Annotated in this window: 10 protein-coding genes and 1 pseudogene (1 of these 11 cut by a window edge); 6 read left to right on the top strand and 5 right to left on the bottom strand. The window is 70.2% G+C overall.

Annotation, left to right across the window (positions count from 1 at the left end):
• From FrCorBMG51_RS34550 to FrCorBMG51_RS09200, 4 genes and pseudogenes are all read right to left on the bottom strand, one after another.
• Nucleotides 1–211 (bottom strand): annotated as a pseudogene (locus FrCorBMG51_RS34550) (phosphohexomutase domain-containing protein); its annotated part reaches 863 nt to the left of the window's first position; the annotation flags it as partial.
• A gap of 352 nt (nucleotides 212–563) precedes the next feature.
• Entirely contained in the window at nucleotides 564–1,430 is an 867-nt protein-coding gene (locus FrCorBMG51_RS09210) for a purine-nucleoside phosphorylase (protein WP_047222673.1), read from the bottom strand.
• Nucleotides 1,431–2,031: 601 nt separating this feature from the next.
• Nucleotides 2,032–2,712 carry an EamA family transporter gene (locus FrCorBMG51_RS09205; RefSeq protein ID WP_052914505.1) on the bottom strand — a complete coding sequence of 227 codons (681 nt, stop codon included), beginning with the start codon at nucleotides 2,710–2,712 and terminating at the stop codon, nucleotides 2,032–2,034.
• A gap of 251 nt (nucleotides 2,713–2,963) precedes the next feature.
• Nucleotides 2,964–4,064 (bottom strand): hypothetical protein, encoded by a 1,101-nt coding sequence (locus tag FrCorBMG51_RS09200; RefSeq protein WP_047222672.1) that lies wholly within the window; start codon nucleotides 4,062–4,064, stop codon nucleotides 2,964–2,966.
• Nucleotides 4,065–4,756: 692 nt separating this feature from the next.
• Here FrCorBMG51_RS09200 and FrCorBMG51_RS09195 point away from each other — a divergent pair.
• From FrCorBMG51_RS09195 to FrCorBMG51_RS09175, 5 genes are all read left to right on the top strand, one after another.
• Nucleotides 4,757–6,337, top strand: a complete 1,581-nt coding sequence (locus FrCorBMG51_RS09195; protein ID WP_047222717.1) for an acyl-CoA mutase large subunit family protein — start codon at nucleotides 4,757–4,759, stop codon at nucleotides 6,335–6,337.
• Nucleotides 6,338–6,748: 411 nt separating this feature from the next.
• Nucleotides 6,749–7,153 carry a hypothetical protein gene (locus FrCorBMG51_RS09190; protein ID WP_175648245.1) on the top strand — a complete coding sequence of 135 codons (405 nt, stop codon included), beginning with the start codon at nucleotides 6,749–6,751 and terminating at the stop codon, nucleotides 7,151–7,153.
• Nucleotides 7,154–7,509: 356 nt separating this feature from the next.
• Nucleotides 7,510–10,266, top strand: a complete 2,757-nt coding sequence (gene nirB / locus FrCorBMG51_RS09185; RefSeq protein ID WP_086055346.1) for a nitrite reductase large subunit NirB — start codon at nucleotides 7,510–7,512, stop codon at nucleotides 10,264–10,266.
• Nucleotides 10,263–10,622 carry a nitrite reductase small subunit NirD gene (nirD, locus tag FrCorBMG51_RS09180; protein ID WP_200902389.1) on the top strand — a complete coding sequence of 120 codons (360 nt, stop codon included), beginning with the start codon at nucleotides 10,263–10,265 and terminating at the stop codon, nucleotides 10,620–10,622. Before nirB ends, nirD begins: the two co-directional genes overlap by 4 nt.
• 26 nt (nucleotides 10,623–10,648) lie before the next feature.
• Nucleotides 10,649–11,812, top strand: coding sequence for a uroporphyrinogen-III synthase (locus tag FrCorBMG51_RS09175; RefSeq protein WP_047222713.1), 1,164 nt, complete (start codon nucleotides 10,649–10,651; stop codon nucleotides 11,810–11,812).
• A gap of 63 nt (nucleotides 11,813–11,875) precedes the next feature.
• On the opposite strand, the gene FrCorBMG51_RS09170 is transcribed toward FrCorBMG51_RS09175, so the two are convergent.
• Nucleotides 11,876–13,321 carry an MFS transporter gene (locus FrCorBMG51_RS09170; RefSeq protein WP_047222671.1) on the bottom strand — a complete coding sequence of 482 codons (1,446 nt, stop codon included), beginning with the start codon at nucleotides 13,319–13,321 and terminating at the stop codon, nucleotides 11,876–11,878.
• A gap of 523 nt (nucleotides 13,322–13,844) precedes the next feature.
• On the opposite strand from FrCorBMG51_RS09170, the gene FrCorBMG51_RS30960 reads away from it, so the two are divergent.
• Nucleotides 13,845–16,563: molybdopterin-dependent oxidoreductase (locus FrCorBMG51_RS30960; protein ID WP_235433448.1), on the top strand; the 2,719-nt coding region annotated here is incomplete at its 3' end.

Here is a 16,563-nt window from a genome sequence, read left to right as displayed (position 1 = left end):
GGACCGGCAGCAGAGCCGCCCGCACTCCCGCCCCGGCGAGCACCCGGACACTGTCGAGGGCGAACCGTTCACTGCCATGCCGGGCATCCGCGCCCACGACGACCAGCGGAGCCGGGAGATCGCCGTCCGCTGACGCTCCCGGGCCGGCCTGCCGGGCGAGCAGCCAGGCGGCCAGGCCCGCCGCCGTTCGCCGGACGACCGCGGTGTTCATCCCGGCCGGGCCAGCGCGAAGCGGCCCACGAAGCCCGGCCGTGCCGAAGCGCAGGGCGCCGGAGAACCGTTCACACAGGGTCGCGAGGTCACCGGTGGCGTGCGCGGCGTCGACCAGGGCGGTCAGTTCGGCCCGGTCGGGCGGCCACGGGTCGTCGGCGATCCACCGCCGGGCCCGGGCGAGCAGGAGGCCCGGGAGGCCCGCGTCATCCCCGGCGGGCGACATGCTCATCCCCGATGGGCACATTCATCTCCGGCAGACGTTTTCGTCGCCGATGGGCACTTTCGCCGCTGGCGGACACGGCCATCCCGGTGGGCGTAGCCATGCCGGCGGGCGCGTCCACCTCCACCGCTCAAAGCCTGGTGACGATCGAGGCGAGCAGCGCGCCCATGCGTCCGGCCGCCTCGGCGCCGGCGGCCAGCACCTCGGTGTGGTCGATCGGCTCGTCGGTCATGCCGGCGGCAAGGTTGGTCACCAGGGACAGCGCCAGCACCTCGGCGCCCTCGGCCCGCGCCGCGATCGTCTCGTGCACGGTCGACATGCCGACCAGGTCCGCGCCGAGCGTCCGCAGCATCCGGATCTCGGCCGGGGTCTCGAAGTGCGGTCCGGGCAGCGCCGCGTAGACCCCTTCGGTGAGGGCCGGGTCGGCGGTTCGTGCCAGTGCGCGCAGGCGCGGTGAGTAGGCGTCGGTGAGGTCGACGAACCGCGGTCCGACCAGGGGCGAACGGCCGGTGAGATTCAGATGGTCGGAGATCAGCACGGGCTGGCCGACCGTGTGGTCCGCACGCAGCCCCCCGGCGGCGTTGGTGAGCACCACGGTGGACACGCCCGCGGCGCAGGCCGTGCGGACACCGTGGGTGACGACCTGGGGATGATGGCCCTCGTAGGCGTGGACCCGGCCGAGGAACAGCAGGAGATGACGCCCACCAAGGGCGACCGAGCGCACCGTCCCGGCGTGACCAGGGGCGCTCGGCGGCGGGAAGCCCGCAAGGTCGGTGACGGCTACTTCGCCGGTCACGGTTCCGGCCGCGGCCAGCACGTCCGCGGCCGGCAGCCATCCGCTGCCGAGCACGACGGCGACGTCGTGACGCCCGACACCGGTGATCTCGGCCAGTTGGGCCGCGGCAGCTGTCGCGTCCGCGGCAGCCCGTGTGCCTGGGTCGGCCGCCGTCCGCGCGCCTGGGCCAGTCGCCGTCTGCGCGGCGGTGGTGTCCCGCATGCGGTGACTCTAGCCTTCCGGCGCGGCCTCCCGGTGCGTCATCGGTTCCGCCACCGTCCTGCCGCTGCTTCATCCTTGTGACGTCATCCTTGTGGCGTCACCGCCCACGCAGGCGACTCAGTAGGTGAGAACCGTCGTTATCGCAGCGGTTTTCACCTACAGCCGCGGAGACCGTAGGTGAAAACGGTCGTCGTGATGACGGTTTCCACCTACGGCTTGCGCGGGAAGACGCCTTGCCCGGGCCGATGGTGAGTGGCCGTCATCGACAGGCAGATCCGCGACCAGGCTGATCCTCCCGACTCAGGAACACCTCTCATATCTGGCGTACCCAATGGGCGATCACCCTGTGAAATTCGAGGCCGGTGTGCTGAAACGCATACCTTCACCGGATCCGGTCCGCCGGCGACAGCCGTCGTCGACGCTGCGATGGTTGTGATTCCGGTGCCGCTGGAACGGTATCCAGGGTCATATGAGCCATGAATCGTGCCACCCGCACCTGGTCAGCGGTGGTCGATGTTCGGCGTGTCCTGGCTGGTCCCGCTTGGGGATCTGCCGCTCCGCGGCGGCCGGTCCAGGCTCACCGACCAGGCGCTGGCAGCGATCACCAGGGCAATCGCGCAGATCTGCCGTACGGTGAGATGTTCGTGGAGTACGGCGAACCCGACGCCGGCACCAACAGCAGGGCCACCCCGAGACCGGTTATGAGGACGGACGGATGCGCAGCCACGGTGTTTGCGTCGGTGGCGGCGGTGACCGGCGCGAGAATGCAGGCTCCGACGGCCAGCGCCACCGTGAGGCCGCTCCAGTCCGGGAACAGATGCCCGACCCGTTGGTTCAGAACCGTGTACCCGGCCCGGCACAGCGCGGCCAGCACGCCCAGGAGGATTCCGAGAAGGCTCAGCGATGGAGCCGAAGCGGTCAGCAGCAGCACACCCGTCAGGGCCAGTAATGCTGCCGCAAGGTGTTCCAACCGGTGGGACAGGACGATCGACAACGTCAGTGGGCCGAGCAGCTCCAGGGTGGAGGCCACGCCGATCTGCAGGTGACCGATTGCCTGGAAGTACGCCACGTTCATTGCCGCGAGGACAAGACCGAGCGAGATCGCGACCCGCCATTGGTGAACCGCGATCCGACGTGGGCGGGGGCGTACCAGCAGTATCATGATCATGGCTGAGAAGGTGAGGCGCATACCGGCCAGAGCCGTGGGACCGACATGGTCGTAGGCTCCCTTGGCCATGGCCGACCCCACCTGCAGACTGGTGATCTGACCCAGTACCAGCACGGGAGCCGCAGCTCTCCCCGCCCGGAACGGGTGGCTGCTCCTCACGGACCGGGCTGTGTCCGGCCGTGGTGGCCCGGTCCTCACGGACCGGGCTGTGCCGGCCACGGCAGCCTGGTCGAGACGGCGTTCTCCTTCTGGAGCGAGTGGATGGTCATCACTGACTGTTCCTGGTCTTTTACGGATCGCTGGTGTCGACGGTCCGGTCACGTCGGGCCGACGCCTGACGGCCGACGGTTGATCATGATTGTGTGTCAGCTGCCAGGGGGGCCGGCGGCGGGCCGGAAGTCGTGGTCCGGGCGTTCCCGGGTGACCGGGCCGTGCGAGTTGCGGGGCCAGTCCCAGGCCACGCCGTAGTGGAGCCCGCGGGAAAGCTCGACGAAGTCCTTGCGGACGTATCCGAGGCTGCTCGGCACAAGCCAGTGCTCCTCATCCTCCGGGTGCAGCCGGGTCTCCGGGCCGAGCACACCATTGAAATACCAGACACGAACCGGTGGTACCGTCGGGTCGAACTGGAGCTGCAGTATGTGTCGACTGTTCTGCTGTGCTTTCGGTACGTAGTTCAGAACTGGTGCCATCTCGCGGTCGGTGTGTACTCGCAGCCGGTACGCGAAGGCAATCCGGTCGCCAGGAGAAAGCGCCGTCGAAAACTCGAGCTCGGTCACCTCGTACCCGTTCGGAGCGAAGGTGGAGCGCCGGACGGCACAGTTCGCCAGCGCTTCGACGGAGATCACCCCGGGGCGCGGGTCGCTGTGATAGCGGGCGGTCGCGACGTAGTGATCGACTCCTTCGTCGAGGGCGACCAGGGACCGGAATATCAGCACCTCCGTCGGGATCCGGCCGGAAAGTCGTACCAGCAGCTCAGCCCGGTCGAGGAGAAACCGCGGCCGGCTGGCGTCGAGGGGGCCCGGTGCGCCGCTGCCGGTCAGGTAGTCCTGCCAGCCGGCACCGGTCCCCAGCTCCGCGACCCGCTGCCTGAGCAGGAGCGCGGCCTCGACGGTCCCCCGATAGAACCATTCCCGTACGGTCCGCTCGTGCCGGCCCCGACGGCGGGCGAGCGCGTCTATCCGGGCTGTCAGGGACGGCTCGTCCGGATTCTCGCCGTCAATATTGAAACCGATCTGGGCGCCGGTCCGCAGTTTTTCCTGGGGGATGGCGTGACAGCACTCGGCTATGATGTTCTGTAATGCGGCGGCGCGTTGGTCGTCCGACCATTCTCCAGGTGCCGCGGGCAGCAGCCGTACCAGTGGTGAACTCCTGAGTTTCTCGACGTTCAAACCCGGCCCCGCCGAGAGCGCGACAAGCTCCGCCCTGATCGTCTCGACGGTCAACTGGGTTATGGTGTCGCCGGTCATGGGCAGCCCCGTTCCCGTCCTGGAAACAACCGATCGGACTCCCGGCGGGTCGCGCCGGCCGGGCAGCGTGAACCCGCGCGGCCGCGCGTCGGTTCCGCCGGTGGTGGCGTGCGCCGTGGAGCCTTTCCATCAACGGTAGACGTAATCGCGGGCACATGTGTGTTTTCCCGGTGAGCGCCGACAAGAATAATCGCTTTTGCCTGCTTTGTGGCCGGACCCGGACGACCGTCGCCGGGGCACGGCCACCGGGTGGCCCCGGCCGGCGGGTCGTCTCGGGACGACGGGACGGCGTGGTGCGCCTCGGGCCAGCGAACCGCTGTCGTCGAATCGCTCCCGGGGACGGCGGTCGGGACGGACAGCGCCACCTGATGTCACCCGCGGTCGTCCGGAGCCGCCCGGTGCGGCGCACGGGCCGGTCGCGCCGAGCGCTCGCGGTGACGGTGGGCGTCGGCACCTGCCTCCCGCCGCCAGCCCGCCGGGCACCGTCTGGCGGAAGGCCAACCCGCCCAGCGGCTCCGCGGACGGCGCCACCCTGCCGGGCGTCGGCTGGCGCATCCGGAGTGGTTCAGCCCTCGCTCCTCGCCAGCGCGTTGGCCATCCCGGCGGCGATCCCGTCAGGCCGTTGCCGTGACAGCGGTGAACCCGGCGCGAGAATCGCGCATGAGTGGGCCGGGTTTCCCTACGATCTGGCCATGAGCGAGCGTCTGTCGGAGTCCGGCCAGCCGATCAAGCCGGTTTACAGTGCATCCGATCTGCCCGCGGGCCTGACGGAGCGCCTGGGTTCACCCGGTGAGTATCCGTTCACCCGGGGCGTCTACCCGACCATGTACACCGGCAAGCCGTGGACAATGCGGCAGTATGCCGGTTTCGGTACCGCCAGGGAGTCCAACGAGCGGTATCACTCGCTTGTCGCCGCGGGCACCGGCGGACTTTCGGTCGCGTTCGACCTGCCAACCCAGATGGGTTACGACTCTGACGACCCGATCGCTCACGGCGAGGTCGGAAAGGTCGGGGTGGCGATCGACTCGATCGAGGACATGCGGGTGCTCTTCGCCGGCATCCCGCTGGACAAGGTCTCCACGTCGATGACCATCAACGCGCCGGCGTCCGTCCTGCTGCTGCTGTACCAGCTGGTCGCCGAGGAGCAGGGCGTCCCCGGCTCGAAGATCACCGGAACCATTCAGAACGACGTCCTCAAGGAATACATCGCCCGCGGTACCTACATCTATCCGCCCGCACCGTCCCTGCGGCTGATCGCCGACACGTTTGCATACTGCCGCAACGAGATTCCCCGGTGGAACACGATCTCGATTTCCGGCTACCACATGGCCGAGGCCGGAGCCACTCCCGCGCAGGAGATCGCCTTTACACTCGCCAACGGCATCGCCTACGTCCGGGCCGCCGTCGAGGCGGGACTCGCGGTGGACGAGTTCGCTCCCCGGCTGTCCTTCTTCTTCGTCTCCCGCACGACCCTGCTGGAGGAGGTGGCGAAATTCCGCGCCGCCCGCCGGATCTGGGCGGACGTGATGAAGAACACCTTCGGCGCGACGAACCCCAAGTCGATGATGCTGCGTTTCCACACCCAGACCGCGGGCGTGCAGCTCACCGCGCAGCAGCCCGAGGTCAACCTGGTCCGGGTCGCGATACAGGGCCTCGCCGCCGTGCTGGGCGGCACCCAGAGCCTGCACACGAACTCCTACGACGAGGCCATCGCCCTGCCGACGGTCAAGGCCGCGACGCTGGCGCTGCGCACCCAGCAGGTGCTCGCCTACGAGACGGACATCACCGCCACCGTCGACCCGTTCGCCGGTTCCTACGCGGTCGAGGCCCTCACCGACGAGGTCGAGCATGCCGCCCGTGAGCTCATGGAGCAGGTCGAGAAGCGCGGCGGAGCCGTCGCCGCGATCGAGCAGGGCTACCAGAAGAGCGAGATCGAGAACTCCGCCTACGCGGTCATGAAGGGCATCGAGGACGGCTCGCGCACCGTGGTCGGCGTCAACCGGTTCCGTGCCGAGCAGGAGGAGCAGTACGACCCGCTGCGGGTCGACCCGGCGATCGAGGCCGACCAGTCGGCCCGGCTGGCCGCCCTGCGCGCCGACCGCGACAACGCCGAGGTGACCCGCCGGCTGGACGAGGTGAAGGCCGCCGCGCAGGGCAGCGACAACGTCCTCTACCCGCTCAAGGAGGCGCTGCGCGCCCGGGCCACGGTCGGCGAGGTCTGCCACGCCCTGCGCGCCGTCTGGGGGATCTACCACCCCGCCGACGCCTTCTGACCTCGCCGGGCGCGGGCGAAACCCCGGCGGCGTTTCTCGTCACCTTGCGTACCCTCCGGGTACGCGGCGGCTCCTCGACCTTGCCGGGCTTCCGCCCGCATCCCGGCGACCGGGCGCGGGCGAAACCCCGGCGGCCCTGCGACGGCGGTCTTGTGATACCTACCGGGCCGTTTGGTATCACAAGGATCCGCCAGCGGTCGGTAAGTATCACAACGCCGAGCCGAGCTCGGCCCGGGCCGGGTGGAGGCGGGTTCGTCCGGGCGGGCATCGGGGACGGCGCCGCGTGGACGTCGGAGACGCTCCCGCACGGACGGTGTCCAGGGGAAGGGGCGAGGTCGGGAGCGCTCAGGAGGACGGGTGGGTGTGGGCAGCCGGCGCCGGCCCCGCGCGGACGGCGTTCGTGGTGGAAGGCTGGACGGTGTGCGCGTACATCCAGCACGGAAGGCTCGCCCGCCGGAGGTTCCGCTGGAGCCGGGGGAGTTCACCGAGGTCGTGCTCCGGGGCCGGCTCACCGACCCCGCCAGCCCGGGCGCGTTCACCGCGCGGGCCGAACGGTTCATCGGGCACCGCCTCGGGACGTCCCGCTGGATTCTGCTCACCACCCGCCGCCTGCTGGTCGTCGCGCCCTTCCCCCGGCCCGGTGACTACTTCGACGTCGCCTTCGACCGGCGGATGGTGTCGGCGTCACAGGGACGCAAGCACGGTGATCTGATCATCATCCCCCTGGCAACCCCCGCCGGCCCCCAGATGCTGCGGGTTCCGGCATCCATCCGCCCCGAAGCCACCCGCTTCATCCGTGCCCTGCGCTCGCGTTAGAGCGTGTCTGACGGCTCCTGGACGGGATCGACCACGGAGCCAGATCGTGATCGCTGTGATGGTCGGGGTGCCGCGGAAGATGTAGCCGCGTTCGGGAACCGAAGCGGGTTGGCATGGCCGGCGATGCCGTATTCATATTCTTTTCCGTGTCGTCCACGCGGCAGGAAACGGTTCCGATCGGCCGAGTATGTTCTGTTTTCGGCGGCGGCGCGAGAAGTAAACGCACAACGGCCCGGCGCGGGCGGTGAGGCCAAATTTCCCTCGGGTTAATGTCCCTGAACGGTCCGGCTAACAACGCCTCGCCAGGATGTCGCGGAGTCGGGCCGGTTCGGATCCGGGCGAAAGAGGTGTTGGTCATGCGAACGGATGCGGGCCGTCGGCTCGTCGTCGTCGGCAACGGCATGGTTGGCCAGCGGTTCGTCGAGGCGTTGCGGGAGCGGGACGTCGACCGTGGCTGGCAGGTCACCGTGCTCGGCGAGGAGTCCCGCCGCTGCTATGACCGGGTCGCGCTGTCCTCCTACTTCGACGGGGTCGACCCGGACGCGCTGGACCTCGTCCCCGACGGTTGCTACGACGGGCGCGACTACGTCCTGCACCTCGACGAGGCCGTCACCGCCATCGACCGGGCGGGACGCACCGTGACGACCAGCAACGGCCGGGCCTTCGGCTACGACGGGCTCGTGCTGGCGACCGGTTCCTACCCGTTCGTCCCGCCCGTACCTGGTGCCGACCTTCCCGGCTGCTTCGTCTACCGGACCCTGGACGACCTGGATGCCATCCGCGCGGCGGCGCTGCACGCAACGGGCCGGGTCGCCGTTGGCGAGACCGACACCACTGGCAGCAAGGCCACTGGCGGCGGAGCCGCGCCGGTGGGCCTTGTCGTCGGCGGCGGCCTGCTCGGCCTGGAGGCCGCGCGGGCGCTGCGCCTGCTCGGGCTGTCCGTGCACGTCGTCGAGATGGCCCCGCGGCTGATGCCGTTGCAGGTCGACGGTGGCGGCGGCGCGCTGCTGCGCCGGCTCGTCGAGGAACTCGGCGTCACCGTCCACCTGGGCACCTTCGCGGCCTCGGTAGCCGGGGCAGCGGCGGCCAGGGAGCCGATGTCGGTAACGCTGGGTGATGGAACTCTGCTGTCCGTGGACCTGGTCGTGTTTGCCGCCGGGGTGCGTCCCCGCGACCAGCTCGCCCGGGCGGCGGGACTGGCGGTGGGCGAGCGTGGCGGTGTGCTGGTCGACGCCGCCTGCCGGACCTCCGACCCCGCCGTCTTCGCGATAGGCGAGTGCGCCTGCGTCGACGGCCGGGTCTACGGGCTGGTGGCACCCGGTTACACGATGGCCACGGTGCTCGCCGACCGGCTCGTCGGCCGCGCGGCCGAGTTCGGCGCGGCGGACACCGCCACCAAGCTCAAACTGCTCGGAGTCGACGTCGCGAGCTTCGGCGACGCGCTGGCGACCGCCGACGGCGCGCTGGAAGTCATCGTCAGTGATCCGGTCGGCGGGGCCTACGCCAAGCTCGTCGTCTCCGACGACGCGACGACGTTGCTCGGCGGCGTGCTGGTCGGGGACACCTCGAAGTACGCGGCGCTGCGGCCGCTGGTCGGCCGGCCGCTACCCGGCGATCCACTCGCAATACTCGCGCCGAGCGGTGACGGAGTGGCCGTCACCGGGTCCCTGCCAGCCGACGCGATGGTCTGCTCCTGCCACGCGGTGACCCGCGACGCGATCGACACCGCGATCGTCGAATCAGACCTCACCACCGTCGCCGACATCAAGGCCCGCACGAAGGCCGGCACCGGCTGCGGGTCCTGCGTCCCGATGCTCAAAACGCTGCTTGCCGAGAGCGGAGTGGCGGTCAGCCCGGCGCTGTGCGAACATTTCGACTATTCCCGCGCCCAGCTGTTCGATATCGTCCGCGTCAACCAGATCAGGACCTTCAGTGAGCTGGTCGGCGAATACGGGCGGGGCCGGGGTTGTGACATCTGCAAACCGGTCGTGGCCTCGGTTCTCGCCAGTCTGGGGAACGGTCATGTTCTGGACGGCGAGCAGGCCGCGCTCCAGGACACCAACGACGCTTTCCTGGCCAACATCCAGCGCAACGGAACCTATTCGGTGGTACCGCGCGTCCCCGGCGGTGAGATCACCCCGGCGAAACTGATCGCGATCGGCGAGGTCGCCCGCGACTTCAGGCTCTACACGAAGATCACCGGCGGTCAGCGCATCGACCTGCTCGGGGCCCGGGTCGAGCAGCTGCCGGCGATCTGGCGGCGGCTGGTCGACGCCGGTTTCGAGTCCGGACACGCCTACGGCAAGGCGCTGCGCACGGTGAAGTCCTGCGTCGGATCGACCTGGTGCCGCTACGGCGTCGGGGACTCCGTCGCGCTCGCCATCGAACTCGAGCTGCGCTACCGCGGCATCCGCTCACCCCACAAGATCAAGGCGGGGGTCTCCGGCTGCGCGCGGGAATGCTCCGAGGCCAGGGGCAAGGACATCGGCGTGATCGCCACCGAGAACGGGTGGAACCTCTACGTCGGCGGTAACGGCGGCTTCCGGCCTCGGCACGCGGATCTGCTGCTCACCGACGTCGACACCGAGACCCTGGTCCGGACGATCGACCGGTTCATCGTTTTCTACATCCGCACGGCCGACCGGCTGCAGCGCACGTCGAGCTGGGTCGAGTCGCTGTCGGCCGGTAACGGCGGTGACCACGTCGACGGGCTCGCCTACCTGCGCTCGGTCCTGGTCGACGACACGCTGGGTATCGCCGCGGAACTCGACGCGGCGATCAGGCGGCACGTCGCCTCCTACGAGGACGAGTGGGCGGCGGTGCTCGACGACCCCGAGCGGCTGCGTCGGTTCACCTCGTTCGTCAACGCGCCGGACACCCCCGACCCGAGCATCACCTTCATAACAGAACGTGATCAGCCGCGGCCGGTGCCGCTTCCGGCACCGAGCCGGGGGGTCCCAGGCGCCGGCCCCACCGTTCTCGCTGTCCCTGCCGTCCCCGCTGCCCGCGGTGCCGACGACCTGACCGGCACCGCGGGCGGGGCCGACGGCGACGAGCCGGCGCGAGCGGCAGTCGCGGTCGGAGACGCCCCGGCCCCCGACGCGTTCCGATGACCGCCCCGAGCCAGATGGACGAGGACGCCGACACGATGTGGACCGCGGTGTGCCGTTATGATGAACTGCTGCCCGAGCGTGGGGTGGCCGCGCTGGTCGGTGAGATCCAGGTCGCGCTGTTCCGCGCGCATGACGGAGCCCTCTTCGCGATCGGCAACCAGGACCCGTTCACCGGCGCGTGGGTGCTGTCGCGGGGCATCGTCGGGACCAGGGCGGAGCGTCCGACCGTCGCGTCCCCGCTGCACAAGCAGGTCTTCGATCTGCGCACGGGGGAATGCCTGGACAACCAGGACGTCGCGGTGCCTGTATACGAGGTCCGTGCCCGCGCGGGAATGGTCGAGGTGAGGGTTGCGTGAGTGCTGGACCAGTCCGTGACCGTGCCATCCGTGATGACGGTGCCGTCCGTGATGCCGGCGTCGAGCCGCTGGCCGGCTACACCGTCGGGATCACCGCGGCACGCCGCCGGGAGGAGTTCGGCGCCGCGCTTGAGCGTCGCGGTGCGCGGGTCCTTTACGGACCGGCGATCCGAATCGTGCCACTGGCGGATGACACCCAGCTACGGCACGCGACCGAATGCTGCCTGACCGCGCCGCTGGACGTTGTCGTCGCCACCACCGGGATCGGTTTCCGCGGCTGGATGGATGCCGCGGACGCCTGGGACCTGCGGGAGCCGCTCTGCAAGGCCATTGGCTCCGCGAACCTGCTTGCCCGCGGGCCCAAGGCCCGGGGCGCGATCCGCGCCTGCGGGCTGCGTGAGGCATGGTCGCCGGAGTCGGAATCCTCCAACGAGGTGCTGGAGCACCTCATCGAGCGGTACGACCTGACCGGCAGGCGCATCGCCGTCCAACTGCACGGCGAACCGTTGCCCGACCTCGTCGAGACCCTGCGGCTCGCGGGCGCGGACGTGATCGAGGTCCCGGTGTACCGGTGGATCGCGCCCGAGGACACCGCACCGCTGCGGCGGCTGATCGACACGGTCGCGACCATCGAGGTGGACGCGGTCGCGTTCACCAGCGCACCCGCCGCAATGAGCTTCCTGCGGACCGCGGACGAGCTGGGCCTCGGCGAGGCCGTGCACGAGGCGCTGGTCGGTCCGGTGACGGCGGCGTGCGTGGGGCCGGTGACCGCCGGTCCGCTGCTGGACCGGGGCATCCCCGTCATCCAGCCGCCGCGGGCCCGGTTGGGGGCGCTGGTGCGCGAGATCGTGGAGCAGATCCCGCGCCGGCGCGGCCGGCTGCTCCCGGTGGCGGATCACTGGGTCGACATCCGCGGCCAGGCCGCTGTTGTCGACGACCGGGTCGTCCCGCTCAGCCGGACGAGCATGGCGTTACTGCGCCGGCTCGCCAGCCGGCCGGGGCACGTGGTCGCCCGCCGCGAGCTGCTGCCGCCCGGTGGCGGCGACGAACACGCCGTCGAGGTGGCCGTGGGTAGGCTGCGCACAGCGCTCGGGGACCCGCGCATCATCCAGACCGTGGCCAAGCGCGGCTACCGGCTGGCCTTCGATCCGGAGCGCGGCGCCGTCGGCGCCCAGGACTGGCGCTACTGAGCGATCCCCACCCGCGACGACTGCCGCCGGACGGATCTCGTCCTGACGGCAGTCGCCCGCGGGTCAGCCTGAGGTGGTCGCCAGGGTGCGGACCGAGGCCGGCGCGGCCTCGATCTCGATGCTGCCGCGGCGCAGGTAGCACCACCAGGTGACCACGGCCATCACGACGAACAGGCCGACGTAGACCCACAGCGCCGGGGCGATCGTGCCGTACGCCTTGTTCGACTCGGCATAGATGATCGGCACCAGGAATCCACCGAAGGCGCCCACCGCCGAGCAGATACCGATGGCGCCGGTGGCCTCCCGCCGTGCCCGCCGCATGGTCTCCGGGTCTCCGCCGTTCTCCTGCCCGCGCCTGGCGAAGATGGCGGGAATCATTCGGTAGGTCGATCCGTTCCCGATCCCGCTGGCCAGGAACAGCAGCATGAAGGAGGCGAAGAAAAGACCGAAGTTCGGCTCGTCGAGTATTTTGCCCTTCGGGCCGATCGACGCCACCGCGCCGAGACCTGCCAGCATCATGACGACGAACGAGGCGACGGTCACCTTCGCGCCGCCGATCCGGTCACCGAGTCTGCCGCCGAGCGGGCGCGCCACCGAACCGACCAGGGCGCCCAGAAATCCGTAGCTCAACGCGACGTCCGGCCGGTTGAAAAGCGCCGGGTTCTTCAGCAGCGCGGGGAAGGCCGAAGAGTATCCGATGAACGAGCCGAACGTGCCGATGTAGAGAAAGGACATGATCCAGGTCTGGCCGCGCCGGGCCGCGGACGCCGTCGAGCCGAAGTCCGCCTTTGCCTCGGCGAGGTTGTCCATGAACAACAGCGCGCCGACAGCCGAGATAATGGCGAGCGGAATGTAGATCAGCCCGATCCGGGCAAGGGCCGCACCGGTGCCGGCCGCGATCATGACCGCGCCGACTTTCTGGACCACGGCGACGCCCAGGTTGCCGCCGGCCGCGTTCAGCCCGAGTGCCCACCCCTTCTCCTTCTCCGGATAGAAGAACGAGATGTTCGTCATGGACGAGGCAAAGTTCCCGCCGCCGACACCGGCAACGGCCGCGATCGCCAGCAACACGCCGAAGGGCAGCTCGGGATGCTGGACCGCCCACATCATCACCCCGCAGGGGATGATCAGCAGGAGGGCCGAGAGGACCGTCCAGTTCCGGCCGCCGAGCAGGGGGACCGCGAAGGTGTAGGGCAGGCGCAGGAACGCTCCGACGCCGGAGGGCACCGCGACGAGCCACAACTGCTGGTCGACGGTCAACGAGAAGCCCGCGGGACCCGGCCCGCCGCCCGCGTTCGCGCCCATCTTGACAACCAGAATGCTCCACATGACCCAGACGGAGAATCCGAAGTGTTCCACGATCACGGACCAGATGAGGTTGCGACGGGCGGTCCTCTTGCCGGTGGTGTGCCAGAAGGCTGGATCCTCCGGTCGCCAGTCGTCGATCCACCGGCCGGACCAGCGGTTTCGCCGACCGGAGCGGGCCGGGTCCGCGACGGGTGTGCTCATGAGATGGGCTCCTCGGGCCAGTCGGGAATACATCGGGAAGAAAGCGTCGCGGGCGACGCTAGGGGGCTGCTGTTTCACAGCCTTCGACTCGGTTATTACGCGGCCGGAAAACAGTTCTCTCACGCATTGGATGGGTGCTGTGAGCGCCCCGTCTGCCACGCCCGGAATAGGCCTGTGTTACGCGGCCGGACAGGGCCGTGGCTCTCCTGACACCACTGTCCGCGTGGGACGCGCGGGTCAGCGGCCGGGGCGACGGTGAGCGGCGGCAAGCTGGTCGGTGCTGTGTCGCGAAAGCTCGCTCGGCACGTCGGACGGAGATTGCTCGCGGATCACAGAGCCTCGGCGTCGGTTGTGTGGTTGCCGTAATCGGCGTCCTACGTTCGGTGTGACAACGGGGAAACGCGCCGATCCTACGGTCGGACTGCGCCCGGATGTCTCTGCCAGGCGTATCACGTGCGGGGAGGGTGTGGTGGTCGCGTCCCAGGTCAGATCCGTGTGTTCGTACTGCGGGGTCGGATGCGGCATGGTCCTCGATCTCGCCGTGGAGCCGGACGGCCGTCGCCGGGTACGCGCGGTCTCCGGGGACCGGGCGCACCCGGCCAATGGCGGACGGCTGTGCACGAAGGGCGCGACCAGCGCCGACATGCTGGCCGCGCCGGGCCGGCTGGCCACCGCGCTGATACGCCGGGAGCGCGGCGGCGAACCGGTCGACATCACGGTCGACGAGGCGATCGCGACAGTGGCCCGGCGGCTGCGCGCGATCGTCGACGAGCACGGCCCGGACGCGGTCGCCCTGTACGTGTCAGGGCAGCTGACGCTGGAGGCCCAGTACCTGGCGAACAAGCTGGCGAAGGGGTTCATCGGCACCAACCAGATCGAGTCGAACTCGCGGTTGTGCATGGCCAGCGCCGGCAGCGGTTACAAACTGTCGCTCGGTGCGGACGGGCCGCCCGGGTCGTACGACGACTTCGACCACGCCGACGTGTTCCTGGTCATCGGCGCGAACATGGCCGACTGCCACCCGATCCTGTTCCTGCGGCTGATGGAACGGGTGCGGGCCGGCGCCAAGCTGATCGTCGTCGACCCGCGCCGGACCGCGACCGCGGCGAAGGCCGACCTGTTCCTGCGGGTCCGGCCGGGCACCGACCTGGCGCTGCTCAACGGGCTGCTGCACCTGCTGGTCGAGGGCGGGCACGTCGACGAGCGGTTCGTCGCGGAGCACACCGACGGATGGGCGGCGATGCCGGCGTTCCTGGCCGACTATCCGCCGGCGACGGTGGCCGAGCTCACCGGCGTCGCCGAGGCCGACCTGCGCCAGGCCGCGGAGTGGATCGGCACCGCGGGTAACTGGATGAGCTGCTGGACGATGGGACTCAACCAGAGCATCCACGGCACCTGGAACACCAACGCGCTGGTCAACCTGCATCTGGCCACCGGGGCGATCTGTCGGCCCGGCAGCGGGCCGTTCTCGCTGACCGGCCAGCCCAACGCGATGGGCGGTCGGGAGATGGGGTACATGGGCCCGGGTCTGCCCGGGCAGCGTTCGGTGCTCGTCGACGCCGACCGCGCCTTCGTCGAACAGCGATGGGGCCTCACCCCCGGCCGGCTACGCGCCGACGTCGGCCAGGGCACAGTGGAGATGTTCCAGCGGATGGCCGCCGGGCAGATCAAGGCGTGTTGGATCATCTGCACCAACCCCGTCGCCTCGGTCGGCAACCGCGCGACCGTCCTCGCGGGCCTGGCCGCCGCCGAGCTGGTCGTCGTTCAGGACGCCTACGCCGAGACCGAGACGGGCGCCCACGCCGACGTGATCCTGCCGGCCGCGATGTGGGCCGAGACCGACGGCGTCATGATCAATTCGGAGCGGAACCTGACGCTGAGCCGCCGTGTCGTCGACCCGCCGGGTCAGGCGCTGCCCGACTGGCAGCTCATCGCCCGCGTTGCCACCGCGATGGGCTACGCCGAGGCGTTCGACCACGGCAGCGCCGAGGACGTCTTCGCCGAGATCCGCGAGTTCTCCAACCCCCAGACCGGCTACGACCTGCGTGGTGTGACCTACGAGCGGTTACGGGCCGGGCCGGTGCAGTGGCCGGCCGCGCCCGGGTGCGGCGAACGCAACCCGATCCGGTATCTCAACGACGGCGTCAGCCAGCCGTTACTGGAACGCCCGGACGGCACCCGCCCGCGGCTGGTGTTCCCGACCGCGACCGGCCGCGCCGTCTTCCATGCTCGGCCGCACCTGCCCCCGGCGGAGCTACCCGACGACGACTATCCGTTCCTGCTGAACACCGGACGGCTGCCACACCAGTGGCACACCCTCACCAGGACCGGCAAGGTGGCCAAGCTCAACAAGCTCAACTCCGGTCCGTTCGTCGAGGTCAATCCGACCGACGCCGGCACGCTCGGCATCGCCGACGGGGACCAGGTCGAGATCGTCTCCCGTCGCGGCCGGGTCGTACTGCCGGCAGTGGTCACCGACCGGGTCATGCCCGGCGGCTGTTTCGCCCCGTTCCACTGGAACGACCTGTTCGGCGAGTACCTGAGCGTCAATGCCGTCACCAGCGACGCCGTCGACCCGATCTCGTTCCAACCGGAGCTGAAGGTCTGCGCCGTCGCCCTGACCAAGATCGATTCTCCTACTCCCACCCCTGTCCCGGCGGAAGCTCCGCCGGTGGCGCCGGCAGCCGCGTTGCCCGCCGGGGCCCGGGCGCTGAGCGCGACGCTCGGCATCGACCTGACTCCGCCGGTCCTCACCGAGCCGCAGCGGCGTTACCTGGCCGGGTTCCTCACCGCGCTGGCCGCCGCGCCGGCTGTCCCGGATGCGGCGCCGCGGCTACCCGGCGAGGCGCCGTTCGACCCGGACGACGCCCACTGGGTCAACGGATTCCTCGCCGGCGGCTTCGCCGCGACACCCACCGCCGACCGCGCCACGACGGCCGGATCCGAACACGTGCCCGAGCCCGGGCCTGCCGAGGCGCGGGTGGTGCAGGTGCTGTGGGCGTCGCAGACCGGCAACGCCGAGGATGCCGCCGTCACCGTGCGGCGCGGGCTGACCGAGGCCGGATGGTCGGCACGGCTGCGCGGCATGGCGGAGCCGGCCGGTGACGTGCTGGGGGAGCCCGGTGACCTGCTGGTCGTCACCAGCACCTTCGGTGACGGCGACGTGCCGGACAACGGCGCGAGGTTCTGGGACACGCTGCGGGCCGCGGACCCTCCGCGGCTCGACGGCCGCCGTTACGCCG

It is taken from the genome of Protofrankia coriariae (assembly GCF_001017755.1).
GTDB classification, from domain to species: Bacteria; Actinomycetota; Actinomycetes; order Frankiales; family Frankiaceae; genus Protofrankia; species Protofrankia coriariae.
Note: the sequence above shows the minus strand (reverse complement) of the source record. Positions and strands in the feature narration are given on the sequence as shown.